This is a genomic window from Streptomyces sp. NBC_01445 (assembly GCF_035918235.1).
Lineage (GTDB): Bacteria > Actinomycetota > Actinomycetes > Streptomycetales > Streptomycetaceae > Streptomyces.
In genome coordinates, this window is sequence record NZ_CP109485.1 from 3,354,961 (window position 1) to 3,377,846 (window position 22,886).

The 22,886-nt window shown below is 72.5% G+C and carries 21 protein-coding genes; 6 read left to right on the plus strand and 15 right to left on the minus strand.

Translation table 11 applies throughout. From position 1 onward, the window contains the following. Position 1 precedes the first annotated feature (1 nt). Genes OG574_RS15240 through OG574_RS15260 form a run of 5 tightly spaced genes read right to left on the minus strand, consistent with a single transcriptional unit; the run spans position 2 to position 8,795 of the window. Positions 2-1,504, minus strand: coding sequence for a nitroreductase family protein (locus OG574_RS15240; protein ID WP_326773692.1), 1,503 nt, complete (start codon positions 1,502-1,504; stop codon positions 2-4). Then, a complete protein-coding gene (locus tag OG574_RS15245; RefSeq protein ID WP_326773693.1) occupies positions 1,501-3,429 on the minus strand; it encodes a TOMM precursor leader peptide-binding protein in 1,929 nt (642 codons plus the stop codon). The genes OG574_RS15240 and OG574_RS15245 overlap by 4 nt, the downstream gene beginning before the upstream one ends. Next, a complete protein-coding gene (locus tag OG574_RS15250; protein WP_326773694.1) occupies positions 3,419-5,077 on the minus strand; it encodes a hypothetical protein in 1,659 nt (552 codons plus the stop codon). Before OG574_RS15250 ends, OG574_RS15245 begins: the two co-directional genes overlap by 11 nt. Then, positions 5,074-7,635: a hypothetical protein gene (locus OG574_RS15255; RefSeq protein ID WP_326773695.1), complete on the minus strand. Its 2,562-nt coding sequence runs from the start codon at positions 7,633-7,635 to the stop codon at positions 5,074-5,076. Before OG574_RS15255 ends, OG574_RS15250 begins: the two co-directional genes overlap by 4 nt. Next, the gene (locus OG574_RS15260; RefSeq protein ID WP_326773696.1) at positions 7,632-8,795 is read right to left on the minus strand and encodes a hypothetical protein; all 1,164 of its coding nucleotides are present in this window, start codon (positions 8,793-8,795) and stop codon (positions 7,632-7,634) included. Before OG574_RS15260 ends, OG574_RS15255 begins: the two co-directional genes overlap by 4 nt. A 205-nt stretch (positions 8,796-9,000) precedes the next feature. Between OG574_RS15260 and OG574_RS15265 the strand changes: the two genes are divergently transcribed. After that, positions 9,001-9,555: a DUF7010 family protein gene (locus tag OG574_RS15265; RefSeq protein ID WP_326773697.1), complete on the plus strand. Its 555-nt coding sequence runs from the start codon at positions 9,001-9,003 to the stop codon at positions 9,553-9,555. A gap of 113 nt (positions 9,556-9,668) precedes the next feature. On the opposite strand, the gene OG574_RS15270 is transcribed toward OG574_RS15265, so the two are convergent. From OG574_RS15270 to OG574_RS15280, 3 genes are all read right to left on the minus strand, one after another. Continuing rightward, on the minus strand, positions 9,669-9,845 hold the full coding sequence (locus OG574_RS15270; RefSeq protein ID WP_100591202.1) for a thiazolylpeptide-type bacteriocin: 177 nt from the start codon (positions 9,843-9,845) through the stop codon (positions 9,669-9,671). Between the two features lie 68 nt (positions 9,846-9,913). Next, positions 9,914-10,090 (minus strand): thiazolylpeptide-type bacteriocin, encoded by a 177-nt coding sequence (locus OG574_RS15275; protein WP_100591202.1) that lies wholly within the window; start codon positions 10,088-10,090, stop codon positions 9,914-9,916. 126 nt (positions 10,091-10,216) lie between these two features. Further along, entirely contained in the window at positions 10,217-11,773 is a 1,557-nt protein-coding gene (locus OG574_RS15280; protein ID WP_326773698.1) for a SagB/ThcOx family dehydrogenase, read from the minus strand. A gap of 277 nt (positions 11,774-12,050) precedes the next feature. Between OG574_RS15280 and OG574_RS15285 the strand changes: the two genes are divergently transcribed. Genes OG574_RS15285 through OG574_RS15300 form a run of 4 tightly spaced genes read left to right on the plus strand, consistent with a single transcriptional unit; the run spans position 12,051 to position 17,250 of the window. Continuing rightward, positions 12,051-13,508 carry a multicopper oxidase family protein gene (locus OG574_RS15285; protein ID WP_326773699.1) on the plus strand — a complete coding sequence of 486 codons (1,458 nt, stop codon included), beginning with the start codon at positions 12,051-12,053 and terminating at the stop codon, positions 13,506-13,508. A 43-nt stretch (positions 13,509-13,551) separates the two neighbouring features. Further along, entirely contained in the window at positions 13,552-15,231 is a 1,680-nt protein-coding gene (locus OG574_RS15290; RefSeq protein WP_326773700.1) for a class I adenylate-forming enzyme family protein, read from the plus strand. Next, positions 15,228-16,163, plus strand: coding sequence for a 2-amino-3,7-dideoxy-D-threo-hept-6-ulosonate synthase (locus tag OG574_RS15295; RefSeq protein WP_326773701.1), 936 nt, complete (start codon positions 15,228-15,230; stop codon positions 16,161-16,163). The genes OG574_RS15290 and OG574_RS15295 overlap by 4 nt, the downstream gene beginning before the upstream one ends. Further along, positions 16,135-17,250 (plus strand): 3-dehydroquinate synthase II, encoded by a 1,116-nt coding sequence (locus OG574_RS15300; protein ID WP_326773702.1) that lies wholly within the window; start codon positions 16,135-16,137, stop codon positions 17,248-17,250. The genes OG574_RS15295 and OG574_RS15300 overlap by 29 nt, the downstream gene beginning before the upstream one ends. A gap of 110 nt (positions 17,251-17,360) precedes the next feature. On the opposite strand, the gene OG574_RS15305 is transcribed toward OG574_RS15300, so the two are convergent. Continuing rightward, positions 17,361-17,966, minus strand: a complete 606-nt coding sequence (locus OG574_RS15305; RefSeq protein WP_100591196.1) for a response regulator transcription factor — start codon at positions 17,964-17,966, stop codon at positions 17,361-17,363. Positions 17,967-17,970: 4 nt separating this feature from the next. Continuing rightward, positions 17,971-18,510, minus strand: a complete 540-nt coding sequence (locus OG574_RS15310; RefSeq protein WP_326773703.1) for a hypothetical protein — start codon at positions 18,508-18,510, stop codon at positions 17,971-17,973. A gap of 169 nt (positions 18,511-18,679) precedes the next feature. Between OG574_RS15310 and OG574_RS15315 the strand changes: the two genes are divergently transcribed. Next, positions 18,680-19,663: a helix-turn-helix transcriptional regulator gene (locus OG574_RS15315; protein WP_100591195.1), complete on the plus strand. Its 984-nt coding sequence runs from the start codon at positions 18,680-18,682 to the stop codon at positions 19,661-19,663. A 25-nt stretch (positions 19,664-19,688) separates the two neighbouring features. Here the strand turns inward: OG574_RS15315 and OG574_RS15320 are convergent, their stop codons facing one another. The 5 genes from OG574_RS15320 to OG574_RS15340 all read right to left on the minus strand — a co-directional run bounded on the left by OG574_RS15320 (position 19,689) and on the right by OG574_RS15340 (position 22,791). After that, the gene (locus OG574_RS15320; protein ID WP_326773704.1) at positions 19,689-19,958 is read right to left on the minus strand and encodes a hypothetical protein; all 270 of its coding nucleotides are present in this window, start codon (positions 19,956-19,958) and stop codon (positions 19,689-19,691) included. A 191-nt stretch (positions 19,959-20,149) separates the two neighbouring features. Continuing rightward, positions 20,150-20,491 (minus strand): MerR family transcriptional regulator, encoded by a 342-nt coding sequence (locus OG574_RS15325; RefSeq protein WP_326773705.1) that lies wholly within the window; start codon positions 20,489-20,491, stop codon positions 20,150-20,152. Positions 20,492-20,678: 187 nt separating this feature from the next. Continuing rightward, complete coding sequence (locus OG574_RS15330; protein WP_326773706.1) at positions 20,679-20,990, minus strand: SCO5918 family protein; 312 nt, start codon at positions 20,988-20,990, stop codon at positions 20,679-20,681. Positions 20,991-20,997: 7 nt separating this feature from the next. Continuing rightward, positions 20,998-21,285 (minus strand): CBS domain-containing protein, encoded by a 288-nt coding sequence (locus OG574_RS15335; protein WP_326773707.1) that lies wholly within the window; start codon positions 21,283-21,285, stop codon positions 20,998-21,000. A gap of 51 nt (positions 21,286-21,336) precedes the next feature. Then, on the minus strand, positions 21,337-22,791 hold the full coding sequence (locus OG574_RS15340; protein WP_326778499.1) for a DEAD/DEAH box helicase: 1,455 nt from the start codon (positions 22,789-22,791) through the stop codon (positions 21,337-21,339). Between the last annotated feature and the right edge of the window lie 95 nt (positions 22,792-22,886).

The following is a 22,886-nucleotide window of genomic DNA, read 5'->3' on the forward strand; positions in this document are numbered from 1 at the left end:
GTCACAGCCGCAGGTCCAGGAGTGCGCCGCCCGAGTCCTGCGGGGCGCCGACGACGACGGAGAGGACGATCGTCTCGTCCGGGTCGAGGCCGAGGACGCGTTGCGTGGGGATCTCCTTGAACGCGCGGACGGGCCGGGCGAAGAGGCCGGAGGCCGCCGCCGAGAGGCACAGGCCGTGGGCGGCCCAGCCGACGGCGTGCTGCGCGGCGCCCCACCCGGCCGGGCCCGAGCGGGCGAACAGGTCGCGGGGGCGCACGGAGAAGAACACGGTCATGGGCGCGTGCCGGATGCGGCAGCCGTTGACGGGCGAGACGCCGTACCCGTAGTGCTCCTCCAGGCGGGCGGGCGCTTCGGGGTCGGCGCGCAGGAGGCGGGCGCCGCCCGGGACCGCACGGTGGACGCCGTCCTCGTGGCCGTCGATGCCCTGGACGACGGCGGTGACGTTCACGGCGTCGAAGGCCGCCGCGAGGTCGGGCCCAGGGGGCGGTACGGCGAGCCACCGCAGCGCGGTGTCGAACGCCTCGGCGGGGAGGCGGGCGCGGCGGCCGCTCATGCCGTGCAGGGCGCGGGGCATGCGCCCGGAGTGCCGCTGCCACAGGAGCTCCGCCCAGTTCGGGACGGTGCGCGAGGGGGGCAGCTCCCGCGGGATCGCGCGGCCGACCGGCACAGGTGAACTGTCGTACGTCTGCTGCCTGTTGACGCGCACGAGGTCGGCGAGGGACGGGTCGCGCAGGTCGGGTACGGCCGCGCGACGCCGTACGGGCAGGAGCGGCGCCGGGTCGCCGATGTCGAGGGTGAGCGGCAGCGACCACTCCCACGCCGGGTCGAGCCCGAGGTCCCCCAGGAGTTCGTGCCCGTCGGGGCCGGGCAGCGAAAGCCGGGCGGGTACGTCGAACAGCTCGAAACCCACACCCAACGCCCGCAGCACGATGCCGAGTTCGAGCGCGACCAGCGAGCCCCTGAACCACTTGTAGGCGGCGGGGACCGACGTGTAGCGGCCGGTGAGGGCGATCCGGCGCGGCGCGCCCCCGTCCGGCTCACCGGTCAGCGCGTGCCGGTCAGGATCGAGGACACGCCAGGGCGCCCCGCCACTGCCCCCGGCCACGAACGCGTGCACGGGGAAGAGGCAGCGCGGAGAGGCGTAGGGGCGGTGGTCGTTGTACGGGTTCTCGGGCTCGCGGCGCTGCGGGCCGAACGCGGTGATCAGCGCGCGGGCCAGGCGGTCCGGCACGTCGCGCGGCGACGGGAGCGCGGGGTAGGGCATGGCCTCCAGCAGGTCGACGGTGCCGAGCGGGAGGGTCTCGCGTGGGGCGCCCGCGCGCGGAGGCTCGGGCGGGACGTGTGTGTCCGGGGGAGGTTCCGGGGTCCAGGTCCACGGGGGCGGCTCGGGCCGGTCGGCGCCGGCGCCGTACGCGTACCAGAGGGGTTCGCGCGCGATGCTGTTGTCGCCTTCGGGGCCCGGCAGTTCCACGGGGGAACGCCGGGCCGGCGCGGGGGCGGTCACGGGAACGGGTGGGGGTCGTAGGGGGACGTCCGGTGCTCCTGGGCCGTGCCGCGCAGGGCCGCCTCCAGGCGGGGCAGGCCCGCCAGGCGCTGCTGCGCGTGGCCGAAGCACATCGGCAGGATGCCGGGGACGACCGCGCGCGCGACGTGGATGCCCGCGTCGGCGTGCTCGCGGCTCGTCTGGTCGACGAGGACGATCCGGTCGAGGCCCGCGTCGGCGAACAAGGAGCGCACGAAGTCCAGGGCGCCCCGCACATCGCCGCCCGACGCGTCGGCGAGGCGCCGCGGCCAGTCGGGGAACGCCTCGTCCAGGGTGACGCTCTCGCCGCCGAGCGCGGCTGTGGCCCGCTCGCGCGTCTCGGGGATCGAGGAGAACCGCACGTGGTCCTCCAACTCCTGTACCAGCCAGGGGTCTTCGGCCATCGCCTCGACCTGTTCCCTGGTCCAGTCGACCGGGTTGGTGACGAGCTGGGCGACCTCACGAAGGGCGCCGCGGATCGCGGACTGCGGGTCCGCCCCGGATCCGGCCGAGGAGAACGTCGCGGGGAACGGGTTGAGGCGGTTCACTGCCAGGACCCAGACCACGGGCAGCGCGATGTCCCGCGTGGCGACCAGGAGATGGACGTCGAAGCCGCGCGCCTGGATCAGCTCGATCATGGCGCGGCTCGTCGGGTCGGTGATCGAGCTCTGCGGGATGTGGGGCAGCGGCGCGGCCCGGTACCAGGAGGTCAGGAACGCGTCGCGCTCGGCCAGCTCGAACAGCGAGTGCAGTGCTGCCTCTTCGAGGTTCGCGCCGACGGCGCAGCCGCTGGAGGACTCGTAGAAGTAGTGCTTGCGCTCGTGCGGTGTGACGGCCCTGGCGGCGCGCCGGTCCCTGCGGAACGCGTACTCGTACTGGTAGAAGGCGTGGTCGGCGGGGACGAGCAGGGCCCGTCCGTCGTCGAGGTCGTGGCCCCACACCCAGTCCATCGGGGTGTCGGCCGTGTGCGCGGTCACCCGGCTGGTCGGATGGGCCAGCTGCTCGTCCGTGTAGCGGCCGAGGGTCGCCGGGTCCACGGCGTGCTCGGCGACGTCCGTGTACGCGCGGTCCGTGAGGACCGGGATGTCGTACGGGAACCCGCCGAGCCTCTCGTACGCCTCCAGGACGGCGACCGGCTCGGTCTCGGCGAACGTCCTGGCGCGGCCGTGGCCCATCGCCGGCGCGTCCGGCACGACGGCCATGCTCATCGCGAACGGGGTGCGGGACTCGCGCAGGATGGCGCGGACCGGGCCGAAGCGGTCGTCGACCAGGCGCTCGCGCAGCAGGCCCCGCTCGACGAGACGGCTGTCTCCGGACCGGGTCGGGTCGCCCGGGGACGCCGGCCGGTTCCGCAGCGCTTGCGGCAACGGCTGTTCCGTGGCGGCGAGTTCACCCTTCTCCGGGCCGCACAGCGGGCAGTGGAAACTGCGGGCGACGCGGTGGCGGCGCAGGCCGCGCGCCGATACGGCGTACAGCTCGCCGGTGCCGAGGGGCCGCCGCGCCAGATGCTCCAGGGACGCCCGGAGCAGTTCGGGCAGCAGCGCCTCGGACGGTGCGGTTCCGGCGGTCGCGTGGGTGAGGTCGCCGACGAGGGGGTGGTCGACGACGGTGCGCTCACGCACCTCGGCGCAGCCGGCGCACCCGGCGTCGGTCCCCGGCGCCCACAGCGGTCCGACGAGAACTTCGTCGCTGTGGATGCGCACGGACAGATGTGGGCGGCCCGACTCTCCTGCCGCATCCAGGTGTTGGCGCTCCCAGCCGAGGTCCCAGCCGCGCCGGACGGAGACGCGCCCGCCGTCCGCGACCGTCAGGGCGCTCAGCCCGGTGACGACGTCCCGCCAGGTCTCGTCGTCGTACGCGTCGGGGGCGCGCCGCGTGCTGATCACGTCAGCCGTGTCACTGTGCATCGTGGGTCTCCCGCGTGCGCTCTACGGCCTCGACCGGCCCGTACCAGAAGGGGATCTCGCCGAGTACCGGGTCCGCCGCGACGGGGTGGCCGCGGAAGGCGATGCCGAGGGCGTCGGCGTGGGTGGTGAGCTGTGCGCGCAGGGCGCCGATGACGGCGGGGTCGGCGAACAGCAGGGAGTCCGTGGAGAGTTGAGGGGGCCTGCCCGTCTGCGCGTGGGCGACGCCCTCGCACAGGGCGGTGCGCAGCGCCTCCTGAGTGGTGGATCCCCAGCCCGTGCCCAGGATTTCGCCGGCCGCGGTGGTGATCTCGGCGAGTCGCCAGTCGACGCCGGGGACGTGGTGCAGCACGAGCCGGGGCTCGCCGTCCACCAGCTGCCGCAGCGCGGACAGGATGCGCTCGCCTTCGGCGTCGGGCGACGCGTCGACCCCGGCAAGCTCGACCGCGCGCGGGGCCAGCAGCCGCAACGCGCCGTCGAGCAGCCAGTGCTCCTCGGTCAGGCCTGCGGCCGTCCCCGGGGTGCGGTCCCGCAGGGCGAGCAGCGCGGCGGCGACGGTCGCGGCCTCCTGGTGCGGTCCCCAGGCGACGACCGTGCCCGCCCGTTCCCCGCGCTGTTCGACGGCGCGCAGCGCGAGCGGCATCTGCGGCAGGTCCTCGTCAGCGGTGTAGGAGAACAGGCCGGTCCAGCGACCGGCGAGGGCCACGGCCGGCTCGCGCGCGTCCTCCGGTTCGGGCATCGGCGTCGAGGGGGCGTCGGTGAGGAGGGAGCCCGGCCGGCCGGTCGCGGCCGCCATGCGGGCTCCCCCGACGGTCACCCGGTCGGAGACCAGGTCCGCCCCGTACACGACGTGGGCCTCGCCCGCGTCCGCCGTCCCTGTCAGCGTGTCGATGAGCAGCTGCCCCGCGAGGGCCCCGGCCACGGCGTCGGCGACCGGGCGCGGCACGGGCCCGTCGCCCTCGTCCGTCCAGGACAGGGCCCGCGCACGGAACGCGGCGCGGGTCGCGGCGCCCTCGGGACCACCCGCGAGAACGGGACCCACGACATGAACCGTGTCGCCGAGGAAGACGGTCAAGTGGTGCTTCACGGCCGAGAGTTCAAGCGGCCCACCATCGGCTGCGGTACGGATCTCCAGTACCGCGTCAGCGCCTTCGTACCCGTTGTCGTACGAACCGGGCACCTCCATGACCGTCACCTCCCCCACCCCCGCCCGCCGCAGCCCGCGCGCCGCCGGACCGGTCGCCTGTGGCGGGCCCGTGACGAGTACGCGGGCGGCGCGCAGGCGGGCGAACGCGGCGTACGGATCGTCGAGCCGGGCCTCCAGGCGGGCGACGGACTCGGCGTGCGGCGCGCGCTCCTCGGGGGACGGCTCGGGGGCGGTGAGGGCGTCGGGGTCGAGCAGGAGTCCCGCGTCGCGCAGCTTGCCGACGAGGTGGCGGACGGCGGGGCGGGAGCGCTCGGTGCCGAGTTCGGCGACGAGTTCGTCCTCGGTCGCGCCGCTCTCCAGGAGGGGGACGCAGCCCTCGGCCACGGCGTGCAGGACGTCGGAGCCGCGCAGGACGACCTGGCCGCGGGTGCCGCTGAGGTAGACGCCGCCGGGCACGGGCGCGAAGTGCAGGTCGGGGCGGGCCTTGAGCCTGGCGTTCGTCATGCCTGTCCCCCTCGGTAGGTGAAACGGCCGCCGGCCTCGCGGCCGACCTCGACGACCCACTCGGTGGCGTGCGTGCCGTCGACGACGGCCGGCAGCGCCTCCTCCAGGTAGCAGCCGTCGGCGCCGCGCCGGTCGAGCATGCGCGGCAGGACGCGGGCGCTCAGGGCGCTGGTCAGGTCGACGTACTGCGGCTTCTGCTGGAGCCGCTTGGACTGCACGTCGGGGGCACCCACCGAGAGGGGTCCCTCGTCCTCGGGCGCGTTCTTGATGACGACCTCCTCGGCGACACCGTGGCGGGCGCGCCACGCGTTGAGCGCGAGGAGCCGGTCGTGCTCGTCGGGTCCCGCGGCGACCGCGGTGGTGAGTTCGTCGCCGCCGTACCAGCGGCGGCGGCCGATGAGGACGTCGCCGACGGCCATGCGGGGCGCGGTCCGGGTGGTGGCGCGGTCCCACGGCGTCGCCGCGTGCCAGCTGTTGGGCAGGCTGTTGAAGAGGCGGCCGCTGATGGCGAGGCCCGAGGCGACGGACAGGGGCGGCGGGAACAGGCCGGGGTGGCCCGTGCCGAGCGGGAGTACGCGCAGGGGCGCGCCGTCGGCGTCCTCGACGCGCAGCGTGTCGGTGTCCGGGTCGTGCGCGAGGCGCAGCGTGAACCAGTCCTCGGGGGTGAGGCCGCCGGGCAGGATCGGCGCGTGCGCGTTGACGTTGAGGCGGTGCAGGCCGAGGTCCTCGGTGACGCGGGCGCCGTCGAAGCCGTACTCCCGCTGGAGGTGCTCGGCGAGGCGGGGCAGGGCCTGGCCGCCCATGCGGCGGTCGGCGTCGAGGAAGCGGGCGTAGAGCATGCCGTGGCCCGGCAGTCCGTCGTTGAGGACGAGCCTGCCGTCGCCCTCCTGGAGGAGGACGCCGTAGATGAGGGGGTCCTGGCGGAAGCGGTCGGGCAGGGACGCGGTCAGGCCCGTCACGTCGTCGGGGGTGAGGACGAGGGTGTCGTCGCCGGCGTCGACGGTCTTGGACAGGCGCGCGTGGACGGCCTCGGTCAGCTCGCGGCGCAGCAGGTACATGCGCTCCAGGGAGCCGTCGGCGGGGCCGATGCCGGCGAGTGCGGACGGGTCGCCGGTGCCGTGCGGCCCGTAGACGGCGTCCATGGCGGCGGCGCGCCGGGACACCTCGCCGACGACGAACGCGGCGTTCGCGGCGAGCGGGATGTTGGCCCCGGCTCCGAACCGCTCGACGAACGCGGCCGTCATCAGGACGCGTACGTCGTGCAGCCAGTCGAAGACGGACAGGAGCTCGACGGCCGGGCCGAGGTCGGCGAGCGGCTTGTGCCACTGCCGGGTCGCCACCTTCAGCGGCGGCATGACGTAGTCCTCCTCGACGGTGATCTGGGCGGGCCGACCGGCGAGGTGGCTCAGCTTGCCCAGGTCGCCGCGCAACTCGGCGAGCACACCGCCCCGTTCGGGCGCGGGAGCCTCGGCGAGGCGAGGCAGTCCCGCGCGGATCCCGGCGGCGAGGGTGGTGGCGCGCGGGTCGTCGGGGGTGAGGAGGTCGTCGTAGTCGGCGGAGCCGTCCTCGGCCTCGTGGAAGGTGCACAGGAGGCCCTGGCCCACGGCCTGCCGTACGCGCTTGTCGGCGGCCTCGGCGGGGATGCCGGCGCGTTCGGCGACGTGGGCGACGACGGCGGGGAAGAGCCGCGGCCCCATGGACACCGCGTCGAGCAGGTCGCCGACGGGCCCGTCCAGGGGTACGGCGAGCCGGCGCATGCCCGCGTCGGTGAGCCGCAGGAAGAACAGCTTGCCGGACTCGGGGTCGGGCGCGGAGGTGGGCGGGATGCCCACCCAAAGGTCCGTGAGGTCGGCGGTGTCGGCCGCGGGGAGCCCGCCGAGCACGTAGCCGAGCATGACGCGGTCGAGCCCGGGGAAGGCGGTGGCGCCCTCGAAGGGGACGTCGCCGGGGTCGACCCCGTCCGGGTCGGGTTCCGCGATGCCGACGGCGGTGAACCGGGACAGCGGGCTCGTGCGGACCATGGCCCGCGTGACGTACTGGATGAGGCCGCGCTCGGACTTGCGGGTGCGGGCGGAGACCTTGCCGGGGCCGAGGACGGCGGCGCGGTAGCGCTCGGCCTCCTGGTGGACCTCGGGCGCCACGAGGGCGAGTGAGCGCAGCAGGTCGTCGTCGCCCAACAGGGCGGCCAGGCCGGCCCGTTCGCGGTCGGCGGCCTCCGGGTAGCCCTCGACGAAGGCGTCGCGCAGCCGCTCCCTGGTGTCGCGCGCGGCGAGCCATTGGGTGACGGCCGGCGTGGGGGTGGGCGGCTTCTTGGGGGCGCGGCCGTTGTGGATGGAGCGGCGCAGGGCGATGAGGTCGCGGCGCTCTGCGTCGTCGGCGGCGGCGCCGATGCGGTGGTACAGCTCGCCGGAGCACGCGTCGGCGGCCTGCCTCAACTCCTCTTCAGCAGCGGCGAGTTCGGCGAGAGCACGACGCTGGGCGGGGTCGGCGAGGCGGGCGCGGCGCAGCGGGTTGACCCGCAGGAACCAGAGGGATTCGGGTGTGGTCGGGCCTGTCATCGCGGGGCTCCCGTCGGGTCGGCCGCGGTGGCGGCCATGCGGTCTCGGCGGTCGTTCAGCCGGTCCTGCCAGGACACGCCGAGGACGTCGTCGACGGTCTCGGCGATGGCGAAGCACATGTAGTAGCGCTGCATCGGCGAGACGGTCAGGAGCGGCAGCTGCTCGTAGAAGAGGTTCGTCAGGAGGCGGAAGGCGGCGAACCAGCGGGAGGGGTCGGCGACCACTCCGGAGTCGCCGACGGCGCGGTGGAAGTCGCTGTCCGGCTGGTCGCCCTGCGGCACGACGCGGGTCGCTCCGGGCGGTCCCATCTCGCTGCGGTCCACGCCGTCGGTGACGGAGTCGAGCAGGTCGAGGGTGAGCGTTCCGGCGGCGACGGCGCTCTCCAGGGCGCCGGAGCTGTACGCGAACGCGGTCCGCCACTCGGCGGCGCCGGCCGACACCTCGCCGGACAGGCGCTGTTCGACGACGGTACGCAGCCGGGGCGCGTCCTTGGCGAGCCGCTCCTGGAAGACGGGCCTGACGTCCTTGGTGGGCGCGGCCCAGGCGAGGAACGCCTCGACGTGGGAGCGGGGCGAGAACACCCCGTAGGCGGGGCCGAGGAAGTGCGTGTCGACGAGGGCGGCGAACGCCTCGGCGAGCCGGACGGTGGCGGTGGCGGGCTCCGCCGCGATGCCGTCGATCATGCGCAGCAGGGGCTTGTTCAGGGCGCCGAGCACGACGGTGCGGAACTGGTCGAGGCGCGGCTCGCGTGACGCCGTGTCGGCGGGGCCCACCCGTGAGACGGCGCCGTGCTCGTGCAGCGGGAGGTAGGGCGGCTGGACCGCTTCGAGCCGGCCGAACTCGCGGGCCTGCTCCAGGTACGCCTCCTCGGTCAGGGCGCGCGGCGGGTCGAGCGGACCCGCGTCGAGGAGATCGGCGACCTCGGTCCAGTCGGGGCCGCCCGGCACCGCGAGGGCGAGGACGTCGACGTGCGGGCCGTGCAGCCAGCCGCGCCTCAACTGGACGGCTGGGGCGCCCCGTTCGCTCAGGGCGCGGGCGACCGGCACGACGTGCCTGGCGAGCCACGTCGGTGTCATCGGCATCCGTGTGTGGAGCCGCACTCCCGTCAGGCCGGCGGAGTCCGGCTTCACGGCAGTGCGCTCCGGCGCTTCAACCCCCATGTTTTTCGCACCTTCCAGGAAATCTTCAACAGATCTTGCGGAATGTTTTGACTGGAATTCTGTGGCGCCGACTTGTGCCCGGAAAGGGAATGCGGGGCGGCCGCTTACATACGTCACCGCTTTCGTGACACCGGCGCCCGCCGGGTCACGGACGGGTTGGCCGAAAACTGCCAGTCAGGCGCCAAGATCGCTGTACCCTCCGGCCATGACTACGGACACGGAGTGCCTTGCACTCACGCAGAATCTGCGCCGCCGCGGGGCCATCGTCCTCGCGGTTTTTGCCCTGGTGTGGGCTTTTGCGGGCGGCTCCGGCATAAGTGCCGTGGGGGTTTCGGTGACGGTCGGCGTGCTCGCCGCCGCGGTGACCGTCGTGGCGGTGGTCCTGGCCTTCCGCGGCGGGGCCGGACCGGCCTCGCGCATGGTGCGGCTCCCGGAGAAGTGGAACCGCGGGGTCGGCATGGTGAACATGGCCGAGCTGGTGGCGATCTTCGTGGTCATCGCCGCGTCGAACGCGAGCGGCCACCCCGAGCTGATCCCGCCCGGTATCTGCCTGGTCGTGGGCCTGCACTTCTTCCCGCTCGCCCGCCTCTTCGACCAGTGGCAGTACAAGTGGACGGCCGTCTTCCTGACGGCGGTCGCGGTGGCCGGCCTGGTGGTGGCGGCGGCCGGCACGACCATGGAGACCGTGCGTGTGGTGGTCGGCCTCGGCGCGGCGCTGGTGCTGTGGGCCTCGTCGTTCCACGTCGCCGTGCGCGGCTGAGGCGGAAGCGGCGGCACCTCGAAGTTCCCGCGAAAGGCCCCGCGAAAGGTCCCCACACAAGGATGTACCCATCCAGCTCCCGGCTGGATGGGCGCATCCTTTGGAACGGTGGATCAGCAGGCGGAGCAGGTGCTGGACGAGGACGACGAGGTGCCGATCGAACCGCTGGAAGCGCCCATCTCGGGGAGCGCGACACCCTGCGCGACCTCAAGGGTCTCCAGCTCGTCGACGTCGAAGCTGTCGAACGCCTTCTCCGCGTCGTCGCCGTTCTTGATGTCGTTGATGCTCATGTGGTGAATTCCTTCCGGTGTTCCGCGAAGTGGCTTCGCGGGGTGGACGAGCGGTGAGTGAGGGGAAGTCAGCAGGCGGAGCAGGTGCTGGACGAGGACGACGAGGTGCCGATCGAACCGCTGGAGGCGCCCATCTCGGGAAGGGCCACGCCCTGCGCGACCTCAAGGGTCTCCAGCTCGTCGACGTCGAAGCTGTCGAACGCCTTCTCCGCGTCGTCGCCGTTCTTGATGTCGTTGATGCTCATGTGGTGAATTCCTTTCGCGAGTTCACGAGTTCCCGGGGATTCCCCGGAACGACCTTCCCGGAGATTTCCGGGGGGTCTTTTTTCTTTCCGCAACCGGTGGCTGCGCAATTAATAATGCTCGGCCGGTCATTCGGTGGCCAGCCTTTGCGCCCCCTCGCTGACATTTATCACGGGGGAATTGACCGGCAGCGACCATTCCGGGCTGTTGAGCATGGCCCAGCCCGCCTCGGGATCGCCGGCCACGGAGTCGTCGGGGCTGCGGCTGCCCAGCAGGAAGTCGCCGACGGACGACTCCTTCAGATAGTCGAGGCCGAGGACACGGGCCGACATGTCGGCGTCGCCGTTGCCCAGGCCGCACGGGGCGAGACCGAGGGCCGTCGCCACCAGGTACATGGTCTGGTAGAGCACACCGGTGTGCCGCAGCGTCGTCGCGTAGGCGATGGCGCGGTACTTCCACGCCATGCGCTGGAAGCGCGCCGTGACGGTGATGAGCACGTCAGGGCGCGCCTCCATCCCAGTGGCGCGTGACGCCACATGGAAGAGGGACTCCCGGTCCGTCTCCGCGTCGTTGACGAGGACGAGGCGGTGCGCCACGGGGTCGTAGTAGTAGATGCCGGCGTCGAGCCCCGCGCAGCGCCGCACGGTCACGTACAGCTCGAGTTCGTAGCCCTGGCCGCCGCTGGGATAGGGACGGGAGACGACCTCGTCGCGTCCGCTGCCGTCCTCGGGGGTGTAGTGGGCGCGCACGCGGGCGACCCGGTAGAGGAACTCGCCCAGCTGCTCGGCCGTCAACTCCCCTTCTCCGTAGGAGCGGATGGAGCGGCGCGTCTCCAGGGCGGTGGTGAGGGAGGGGTCGCGCCCGGCGATCTCCTCGCGCGTGGGCCGGTACAGATCCACGGCCGGTCCGTCCGGGGCCGGCTTCACGGCGGGCTGGGGGTCGATCTCGCCGCGGTACGGGTAGACGGCGCCGAACACGTCGTCGTAGCGCCCGGAGCGGATGCGGGAGTGGAACAGCAGGTCGTGAAAGTCCCACTGCCGCAGTGTCGGCTCCGTGTCGGAGGCGAACGCGCCTTCCTGGTCGGCGGGTTCGACGAAGCCGGCGCCCACGAGGTGGGCGAGCGCGTCGAGGGCGTCGTCCTCGCTCAGTCCGGTGCCGAGCGCGCCGGCCGCCACGGGTTCGCCCAGGGCGGCGACCAGCTCGCGGGCCGCGCGGTCCACGAGCACCGCGCGGAACTTCACGAGCGGCGACTCCAGGACCAGTACGCCCTCGCGGGTACGGCAGAACGCGAACCGGGAGAGGCGCACGGTCGTGCCCGGCGCCACCACGGCGATCCGGTGCTCGGCGTCAGGCGCGGTGGGCTCGACGCGCAGGAGCTCCCTGCGGTCGGCGGGTCCGCCCCGAGTGAGGACACTGCGCGCGACCAGATGGCCCGCGCGGTCGAGGAGCCGTTCCACCTGGACGGCCTCGGCGGCCCGCAGCCCGTCCAGCAACTCGCTCATGGGGCGCGGCCCTTCGGCGAGCCGGCCGAGCGCGGTGCGGATGCCGCCGCGCACCGGTCGCAGGGTGAGCGAGGTGGCCGGGCCCGCGAGGGTCGCCGACTCCCCGTCGAAGAGGACCCGGACGTCGGCGCGGAACGCGGGCGCGGTGCGCGGCGGTGATTCCGCCGGCTTCTCGGTCTGCATACTGATCTCCGGTTCCCTTGAGGCGACTTGCCCAGGGCCGCGTGCTGTCGAGGCGGCCGTTGAGGGCGTACTCCGGAAATCACTGTCACGCCGAACGCGAAGCGCTCCCCCTGTCTCCCGTGAAATCGGTGACGTACACCATCGGCGGCCATGACACCCGTCACCGCGACGCGTCGAACTCTCGGAATTCCGCGCCCCTGTCCGCATGCTCGGAAGACGAATTCACCATCCGGCCGGGCAAGTTCGGCCGAGCGACCTCAGTTAAGGAATCCCCGCCGTGCTTACACGTCGTCATGCAATACGCCTCGGTCTCACCACCGGTGCCGTCGGCGCGGTGGGCGCCGCGGGAGGGCTCTTCCAGACACTGACGTCGGGCGGATCCGCGAACGCGGCAACGGCGGCCGGCGCCCCGGCCGTCACGCCGTTCGCGGCCCCGCTCCCCGTGCCCAAGGTCCTCGCCCCGTACCGGAGAACGAGCACCGCCGACTACTACGCGGTCACCATGAGCCGCACCAGCCACGAGATCCTGCCCGGCACCCGCACGGACGTCCTCACCTACAACGGCACGTTCCCCGGCCCCACCATCCGGGCCCGCAAGGGGCGCACCGCGGTGGTCCGACAGATCAACGCCCTGGACATGCCGACCTCCGTCCATCTGCACGGCGGCAGCAACCCCGTGGAGCACGACGGCGGCATGATGGACACGATCGCGCCGGGCCGCTCCAGGACGTACGTGTACGCCAACGACCAGGTCGGCGCCACGCTGTGGACGCACGACCACGCCCACCACATGGAGTCCGAGCACGTCTACCGAGGCCTTTCCGGTCTCTATCTGCTCGGCGACAAGGCGGAGGACGCGCTCGGCCTGCCGTCCGGCCGGTACGAGGTACCGCTGATCCTGCGTGACGCGCAGTTCGACGCGGCCGGCCAGATGGTCTACACGATGGACGACGCGGAGAACCGGACGACCATCCTGGTCAACGGCGCCCCGTGGCCGTACATGAAGGTCGAGGCGCGCAAGTACCGCTTCCGGATGCTGAATTCATGCAACCTGCGCATCTTCATCCTCTGCCTGAACGACGGCAGCCAGGTCACCCAGATCGGCTCGGACGGCGGCCTGCTCCCGGCACCCGCCGCCACCCCGGTCCTCGTCCTGTCCCCCGGTGAGCGCGCCGACTTCGTCGTCGACTTCTCCAAGTACGCGCCCGGCACCCAGCTCACGCTCCAGAACATGCTGGGCCCGGGACCGACCGAACTCGTCGGCCAGATCATGCGGTTCGACGTCGGCGAGAAGACACCCGACACCAGCCGCGTGCCCGACGTCCTCACCACCCTGCCCGCCCTGCCGAAGCCGACCGTCGAGCGCAGCTTCGAGCTGCGGATGGACGAGCCCGGCACCGGCGACAAGGCCTACATCAACGGAAAGACCTTCGACGCCGGCCGCATCGACACGAACATCAAATGGGGCGACACCGAGGTCTGGACGGTCACGAACACCAGCACCACGATTCCGCACAACTTCCATACGCATCTGGTGCAGTTCCGCATTCTCGAACGCGACGGGCAGCCGGTCTATCCGGCGGAGGCCGGCCTCAAGGACACCGTGCTGCTCTTTCCGGGGCAGACGGCCAGACTCCAGCTCACCTTCGACACGCACAAGGGCGTCTATCCCTATCACTGCCACATGATCGACCACAGCGCCATGGGAATGATGGCGCAAATGAAGATCTCTTGAACTGCCTATTCCGCACACCGAATTGCTGGAGAAAGGGGGGAACATGACCGCACGATCAAGCCCGTACGTCCGCCGCATTCTCGACGCGCTGGAACGGGATCCGTCCCGCGCGGTCCTGCACCGGCCGGACGGCACCGTCGCCGCCGGTGAGCTGAGCGACTCCGTCCACGGCACCACGGCCCTGCTGTACGACCGGGGGGTCGGCCGGGGCGACACCGTGGCCGTCCTGACCGGGCCGAACCATCCGCTGATGCTCAGCGCCCGGTACGCCGTGCACCTCCTGGGGGCCACCTCCGTCTACGTACGGTCGATGAACCCGAGGACCGACACGGAGACGTTCTCGCTCGGCACGCAGACCCAGCTCCTGCGGGATCTGGGCGCGTTGCTTCTGCTGGTGGACGAGGAGAGCGCCGAGCGCGGGCGCTGGCTCGCGCACCGGCTGCCGGGGCTCACCGTGCTGCCGATCCCTCGCGGGGCTCCCGCCCGGGCCCTCGATCCGGGTCGGCTGCCGCCGCCGCGGCCCGACGCGCTCGCCGTCGTCGACTTCACCAGCGGCAGCACGGGCCGGCCCAAGATGGTCGCGCAGCAGTTCGGCACCCGTGAGGAGCTCGTCGACCGCCTCGCCCATGGCCTCGATCCCCGGGGACCCGCGACGCTCCTGTCCGTCACACCGATCAGCCACACAACGGCGCCGATGGCCGACGCCGTCCTGTCGGGCGGCGGCACGGTGGTGCTCCACGACGGCTTCGACCCCGACGACGTACTGCGCTCCTTCGCCCAACAGCACGTCACCGACGTGTACTTGGCGGTCCCGCACCTCTACCGGCTGCTCGACCATCCGGGCATCGACGCGACCGATCTGTCCTCGCTGCGCCGCATCACCTACAGCGGCACCCCGGCGGCCCCGGGCCGCGTGGAGCGGGCCGTCCGCCTCTTCGGGGACGTCCTCATCCAGGTGTACGGCACCACGGAGGCCGGCGGGATCAGCAGCCTCAACCCGCTCGACCACCGGGAGCCGGAACTGCTCGGCTCGGTCGGCAGGCCCTTCCCGTGGGTGCGCCTGGAGATCAGGACACCCGGCGGCGGACCGCAGGTCGAACGGGGCGTCACGGGCGAGCTGTGGGTCAACTCCCCTACGGTGACGGCCGGTTACCTGGACGACGACGAGCTGACCGGCGCCACCCTCAGGGACGGCTGGCTGCGCACCGGTGACCTCGGGCACTGGGACCGGTACGGCTATCTGCGGCTCGACGGACGCGTCGGCGACGTGATCAAGCACGGCGGTCTGAAGCTGGACCCCACGGCGATCGAGGGCGCGCTCCTCCAGCATCCGCAGGTACGCCAGGCCACGGTGTTCGGTGTGCGCGACGACGACTACGTGGAGCAGGTGCACGCCGCCGTCGAACTGCACTCGGGCGCCGCCCGCACCTCGTGCGACCTGCGCGGATACGTGGCCGCGACGCTGACTCCGGAGCACACCCCGGTCCGGATCTCCGTCTGGCCGCAGCTGCCGCTGACCCCGTCGGGCAAGCCGGACCGCGCGTATCTGCGCCGGGTGTCGTCCACACCCGAACGCTCCGGTCCGAAAGCCTCCGCTGCCGCGCCGGCGCCCGCCACCAGCTCCCCGCGCGGAGCCACCGCGCGGGACGGCCCCGTCCGCGTACGCGGCACGGGCGCCCCGCCCGATCACGCCATCCCGCGAACCAGAAAGGGCGTCTCATGACCGCATTCGGCCACTTCGCCCGGTCGCTGCGGCTGCGGCGGCTCTACCGCCACAGCACGGCCGGCCTGATGATCACCCCTCTCGACCATTCGATCAGTGACGGTCCCGTGGTGTCCAAGGGCATGTCACTCGACCATCTCGCGGGCCGCCTCGCGGCCGGCGGTTCGGACGCCGTCGTCGTGCACAAGGGCAGTGTGCGGCACATCAGTCCGGAGCGGTTCGCCGCGATGTCCCTGATCATCCACCTCAACGCGAGCACCAGCCAGGCGCTCGACCCCAACGCCAAGTACGTCGTCGCCGGCGTCGAGGAGGCCCTGCGCCTGGGCGCGGACGCGGTCAGCGTCCACGTCAACCTCGGCTCCGACGACGAGCGGCAGCAGATCGGCGACCTCGGCCGGATCGCCGACGCCTGCGACCGCTGGAACCTGCCGCTGCTCGCCATGGTGTACCCGCGCGGCCCGCGGATCACCGACCCCCGGGACCCGGAGCTCGTCGCGCACGCCGTGACGATCGCCGCCGACCTGGGCGCCGATCTGGTCAAGACCGTCTTCCTCGGCTCCACCGCGGAGATGCTCGACCTGACGGCGGCGTGCCCGGTGCCGGTGCTCGTCGCGGGCGGCCCCGCCCTCGCCGACGAGGAGGACGTTCTCGCGTACGTGCGGGACGCCCTGGCCGGCGGCGCGGGCGGCGTGGCGATGGGCCGCAACATCTTCCAGGCCGCCGACCCGCGGAGGCTCGCCGCCAAGGTCGCCCGGCTCGTCCACCACTTCCCCGAACAGCACTTCGGGCCGGGCCCCTTCACCGCGTCCGCCGACACGGACAGCGACGCCCGGCTCACCCCGGACCACCTCGACGCACCGACCACCGCCCCGCTCTCCCACGATCTGACAGGAGGTCCGCATCATGACGGACGCCAAACTGTGCTGGCTTGACATCCGCGACGCCGGCACCGCCACCGCCGCCATCCTCGAAGAGGCCGTCCACCAGCGGATCGACGGCGTCGTCGCCGCCGACCCGGCCGCCTTCACCGGCCTGCCCCCGACCGTCCGCAAGATCCTCCTGTTCGAGGACGGAGCCGCCTCGGTCCCCGCCGACCTCGGCGAGGCCGACCTGGTGATCGTGCCCGGCGGCAAGGACGAGCGGGCCCCGCTCGTCGCGGCGCACCCCGACGTCGAGTTCGGCCGCTACGTCGAGATCGTCGACGCCGACACCCTGGAGGACGCCTGCCTGGCGGCGCGTCTGGAGGCGTGGAGCGTCCTCGACTTCCGCGACCCGACGAAGATCCCGCTGGAGATCGTCATCGCGGCGGCCACCGGCGCCCCGGGCTCCATCGTCACGACCGCGGCCAATAACGAGGAGGCCGAGATCGTCTACGGCGTGCTCGAACTGGGGTCGGACGGCGTCCTGATGCGCGGCCGCACCGTGGGCGACGCCACCGCCCTGCGCACCGCGGCGACCTCGCGCGGCGGGGAGATCCCGCTGGTCGAACTGACGGTCACCGGCGCCACGCACATCGGGATGGGAGAGCGTGCCTGTGTCGACACGACGACCCACTTCCGCAAGGACGAGGGCATCCTCGTCGGTTCGCACTCCAAGGGCATGGTGCTGTGCGTCAGCGAGACCCACCCGCTGCCGTACATGCCGACGCGGCCGTTCCGGGTCAACGCCGGCGCGCTCCACTCGTACACCGTGGCGCAGCACGGGCGCACCCACTACCTGAGCGAACTGCACGCCGGCAGCTCGGTGTTGGCGGTCGACGTGAAGGGCCGTACGCGGCCGGTCAGCGTCGGCCGGGTGAAGATCGAGACGCGTCCGCTGATCTCCATCGACGCGGTCGCGCCCAACGGCCAGACGGTCAACCTGATCCTCCAGGACGACTGGCACGTCCGCGTCCTCGGCCCCGGTGCCTCGGTCCTCAACAGCACCGAACTCAAGCCGGGCGACACCATCCTGGGCCACCTGCCCACGGCCGACCGCCATGTCGGCTACCCGATCAACGAGTTCTGCCTGGAGAAGTAGCAGCGCCCGTACGCGCGTGAGCAGCGCCCGTACGCCGCGCACCAGGACGCCCCGCCCCGGCACACCCCGTGCCGGGGCCGGCGCGCGTGAGGCCCCGGGCCGCCCCGGTCTCACAGCCATCCGTGCTCACTCGCGATGCGCGCCGCGTCGAACCGGTTGCGGCCGCCGAGCTTCTTGATGGCCGCCGAGGTGAGGTTCCGCACGGTGCCCGCGGCGAGATACAGCTCGCCCGCGATCTCCTTCACCGTGGCGCCGCCGGCCGTGAGGCGCAGCACGTCCATCTCCCTTACGCTGAGCGCCGATTCACCTGCGGTGGGCGGCCGCATCAGTGCCGGGTCGACGGTGAGACAGCCGCCCGCGACACCCATGAGGGTCGTGATCAGCTGCGGGAGGCGCGCGTTCTTGGGGACGATGCCGAGAGCGCCGGCGGCGACGGCGCGGTCGACCACCGCCGGGGTGGCCGCGCCGACCATGAGGGCGACCCCGCACTTGGGATGCCGGGAGCGCACATCGGTCGCGGCCCGCAGCGCCTTGCCGCCCATGGTGGGCTCCCCGAGCAGCAGCACGGTCGGCCGGTGCCGCTCGACGGCGGGCAGCACGGCCTCGTAGGTCGTGGCGAGCCCCACGACGTCCAGGCCGTTCGTGCCGTTGAGCGTCTCGGCGAACGCTTCGAGAACCAGCTGGTGATCACCGGCTACGACCACGCGTACGGACATCTCTCTACCCCCGTATCGATGTACTGGACTCGGACTCGAAACTGGCATCGGCATCGGAACCGGTGGTGCCGAGCAGCCGGTGGACCACCGACCTGGCCAGCTCCTCGGCCCGGGCCTCCTGGTCGATCTCGATGTGCACGGCGTGGGCGGGCAGGCCCGCCACGACGGCGGCCGACACCGCGCGGAACGTGTCCGCGAGGCCGTACGGAGCGTCCTCGGCCGGGACGATCACGACGGCGGACGTGAGCGGACCGATGTCGGCGGCTATCTGCGCCGGCAGCGCGAGCACCGCCTCCGTGTCCTCGGCGTCCACCTGGTAGGGCAGCGCCACGAGACCGATGTCGGCCAGCTCCTTGCACAGGAAGGCGGCGTTGGTGGCCGCGTCGTCCCCGCGTCCCCGATGGCCCGCGCCGACGACGGCGACGGCGGCCCCGGCGGCGCAGAGCCGTGCGGTGACGACCCGTCCGGTGCCGGTGGTGGCGTCGACGACGAGGACGACGCAGCCGTCGAGCGGCGGGGGTGCGTAGGACGCTGCGTGGGACACGAGGACTCCCTGTTCGCGGAATACGATGAGCAGGTAACGTGCGGAATCTGTGGACAGCTTGAAACGTGCGCGTCGCCGGGAATGCGGCGCGCCCTGATGAAGTGGAGTTCAGGCGCCTTGACCTGGCGCTGAATAAACGTTCAACCGTGGTTCAAGGGGGAAACACCACGTGGACGAAGTCTCGTCACTGGATCAGCAGACTCTCGGCGTCTACCGCGCGATTCTGTTCCACAAGGAACACGATCCGAAGCGCCTCGCCGCTTTGCTCGACTGCACACCGGAGGCGGTGGAGGCGGCCCTGGACAGGCTGTCCGAGCTCTCCCTCCTCGCACCTTCTACGGATTCCCCGGGCCGGCTGCGGGCGGTGAACCCGTCGCTCGGCCTGAAGGTCCTCCTCCAGCGGGAGCAGAACGAACTGGCCTGGCGCCAGCAGCGCATCGAGCAGAACCGCGCCGCGCTGGCGGCGCTCGCCGCCGAGTACACGGCGTCCGGCTGGTCGAACACCCTGGACGGCACGGAACACCTCGACAACGTCGACGACATCCGTATCCGTCTGGAGGCGCTCGCCGAGTCCTGCGTGCGCGAGTCCCTCGCGTTCCATCCGGTCAACGCGCTGACCCAGGAGTCGATCGAGGCCGGCCGGCCCCTCAACGAGCGGGCGCTCGCGCGGGGGGTGCGCTTCCGGTCGATCTACCTCGACAGCGTCGCCAACGACCGGGTCACCAAGGCGCACGCGCAGTGGATGGCGGAGCGGCACAGCGAGATCCGGACCTCGCCCACGCTGCCGATGCGGCTGCTCATCGTCGACAACACCGCGGCGATCGTGGCCGGTCTGCCGGGTCAGGCCCAGCCGTCCGCGCTGCTGTTCAGCAGCCAGCCGGTGGTCCTCGCGATGCGGGCCCTGTTCGAGGCGTACTGGGAGCACGCCTGCCCCCTCGACCGGCCCGGGGACGCCCTGCCCGGCGGGCTGACCCCGCAGGAGCGCAAGCTCCTCCAGCTCCTCGCGACGGGTCTCACCGACGAGGCCGTGGCCCGTGCGCTCGGTATCGGGGTGCGCACCGAGCGCCGCATCATGGCCGAGCTGATGGAGCGCCTCGGTGCGTCGAGCCGCTTCGAGGCCGGCGTGCAGGCCACGCGCAGGGAGTGGATCTGACGGGGCGTCGTCGTCCGCATCGGGCTCACCGCTGAGGGGTGACGGGCCAGACGAAGTCGTCGGGCGAGGCGGGTATGCCGGGCAGGCCGGGGAGGTGCTGCGGCAGGGTCGGCCACACGAAGTCGAGGGGCCTGGCCGGCGGGGTCGGCCACACGAAGTCGTCCGCGGAGGAGGGGGTGGCCTTCGGCGCGTCACCGGCCGCCCCCGAGGGGAGGGCCTGCGCGGGCACGGCCCACAGGATCCCGCCGAGAACGGCGGCGGCGAGGACGGTACAGCGGGTGGTGGCACGGGACATGGGAGGTCTCCATTCGCGAGTACGGTGCGGCGTACGTTCGATGCGTTGACCTGCGTCGGTCCGGTCCGTTGCGGCCGTTCCGACTGCGTGCCTAGAGATAATCACCGCGCCACCCCCACTGTCCGCATCCGGCCACGCCAGGAAGCTGCATGGCAGGGAGTTGCCTGAGGGGCGGGGTCTTCAGGTGGGGCCTATCGGCCCTCGGCCCCGGCGTCCGGTCCGGCCGCCGCGCGGCGGAACTCCGCGTTGATGCGCAGGGCCTCCTCGAGCTGGTCCTCGAGGATGATGATGCGGCAGGCGGCCTCGACGGGGGTGCCCCCGTCGACGAGCTCGCGGGCACGTGCCGCGATACGCAGCTGATAGCGGGAGTAGCGGCGGTGTCCGCCGGCCGACCGCAGCGGAGTGATCAGGCGCGCTTCGCCGATGGCCCGCAGGAACGCGGGCGTGGTGCCGATCATCTCGGCGGCCCTTCCCATCGTGAACGCGGGATAGTCGTCGTCGTCGAGACGGCCGAGCGGTCCTTCTGCTGTCATTTCACCTCGTCGAGGGGCGCATGGAGGGGCCCCGGCGCCGTCGCGGCGGCCGCGCCCCGGGCAAATTGAACACCATGCGTCCCCAAGACCGCGCCGGCCACCGATGCGGCGCGCACGCCGAGGGCCCCGACCGGTTCTCAGGTCGGGGCCCTCGGCCGCCCGGCCGCGGTGGCCGGCGGTGGCGTGTCTACGCGGGGGCGGGCAGACCCATCAGAGCCGAAGCGGCCTGGAGCGGGGTGAGTTCAGCCGCGTCGGAGCCGCCCGCGGAGACCTCGGTACAGGCGAAGCCGAGCGCGGTCAGCGCCCTGACGACCTCACCGGAGGTGAAGTCGCGCCGGTCCTGCCGGGTGATGACGGCCCCGACCTGCTTGACGGGGTAGCGGCGCCGCCCGATGAGCACGGAGTCGCCGGTGACGGGTTCGGGTTTGACGCCCTTCATCGCCTCCAGCACATCACTGCTGAACAGCTCGAAGGGGAATCTGGCGATGACACAGCGCATGGGGGCCTCACAGGGAGAGGGACGGACCGGAGGTGCGGACGATGTCCCGCAGCTGGATGCGATCGGTGTAGCCGGCGCTGTCACGCACGGCGCTCAGCTCGGCGCGGCTGACCGTGACGGTGCAGCGGCCGTCCTCGTCGCAGAGGAGAAGCCGGCCGGCACGGGAGCTGTCGAGGACGGACAGGGCGACCTCGACGGTCATGTCGGCCCAGACGCGAGGTCCCGACGGCCTCAGGGACGCGGCCCCCGAAGGGGGGCGGGCCGTCTCGCGCGGATGTGTCTCGACCAGTGTCAAAGTGCCTCCTACGGGATGACGAAATGGGACAAGGGGCCGTGGCGTAACAGGTCAGGACGCCGTGGCGACCGGGGACGCGGACTGCCGGAAGGCTCCCGAGCCCTGCCCCGTGCGCGGCTGGTCGGCGGCGCGCCAGGGACCGGCGGCGCGCCGGGCCTCGGCGGAACGGCTGCGGCGGCCACGGGTGCTCGACCCGCTGCGCCGAGGGCGCTCCGCCACCGGCGCGGTGATGACGACCGGCACACCGGACGGCGCCCGCGCCCCGGTGATACGGCTCAACTCGGCTTCGCCCGAGCGGACTTGGGCGATCTGCGGGGTGATCCCGGCGTCGCGCATCAGCCGGCTCATGTCGCGGCGCTGGTTGGGCATGACCAGGGTGACGACGCTGCCGGACTCACCGGCACGGGCGGTACGGCCGCCGCGGTGCAGGTAGTCCTTGTGGTCGGCGGGCGGGTCGACGTTGACGACGAGGTCGAGGCTGTCGACGTGGATCCCGCGGGCGGCGACGTTGGTCGCGACCAGGACGGTGACGTGGCCGCTCTTGAACTGGGCCAGGGTGCGGGTGCGCTGCGGCTGGGACTTGCCGCCGTGCAGGGCGGCGGCGCGCACACCGACGGCGAGCAGGTCCCGGGTCAGCCGGTCCACCGCGTGCTTGGTGTCGAGGAACATGATGACCCGGCCGTCGCGGGCGGCGATCTCGGTGGTGGCCGCGTGCTTGTCGACGGGGTGCACGTGCAGGACGTGATGTTCCATCGTCGTCACCGCGCCGGCCGACGGGTCGACGGAGTGGACCACGGGGTCGTGCAGGTAGCGGCGCACGAGGAGGTCGACGTTGCGGTCGAGCGTGGCGGAGAACAGCATGCGCTGCCCCTCCCGGCGTACCTGGTCGAGCAGGGCCGTGACCTGGGGCATGAAGCCCATGTCGGCCATCTGGTCGGCCTCGTCGAGCACGGTGACCGCCACCTCGTCGAGCCGGCAGTCGCCTCGGTCGATGAGGTCCTTGAGCCGCCCCGGGGTGGCGACGACGATCTCGACGCCCCCTCGCAGCGCTCCGGCCTGACGTCCGATGGACATGCCGCCCACGACGGTGGCCGTCCGCAGCTTCAGCGACCGCGCGTACGGGGTGAGTGCCTCGGTGACCTGCTGGGCGAGTTCACGGGTGGGGACGAGGACCAGGGCGAGCGGACTGCGGGGCTCGGCGCGTCGCCCGGCGGTACGGGCGAGGAGTGCGAGCCCGAACGCGAGGGTCTTGCCGGACCCGGTTCGGCCGCGGCCGAGCACGTCACGCCCGGCGAGGGAGTTGGGCAGGGTCGCCGCCTGGATGGGGAACGGCTCGTTCATGCCGAGGCTGGTGAGCATCCGCAGGAGCTCGTCCGGCAGAGCGAGCTCCCCGAAGGAGGCGACGGCGGGGAGGCCCGGCCGAACGGTCTTCGGCAACGCGAACTCCCCGGAAACCACACTCCGGCCCGTTCGCCCGGCTCGACTCTCTCGACCTGCCCCATACATACGTTTCATGATCGGCAAAACCTTCCTGGACGCGGCACGAAAATGCACGGCACGCATCAAGGAATTCCCGCGACATTTGAACAGCACAGGGAATC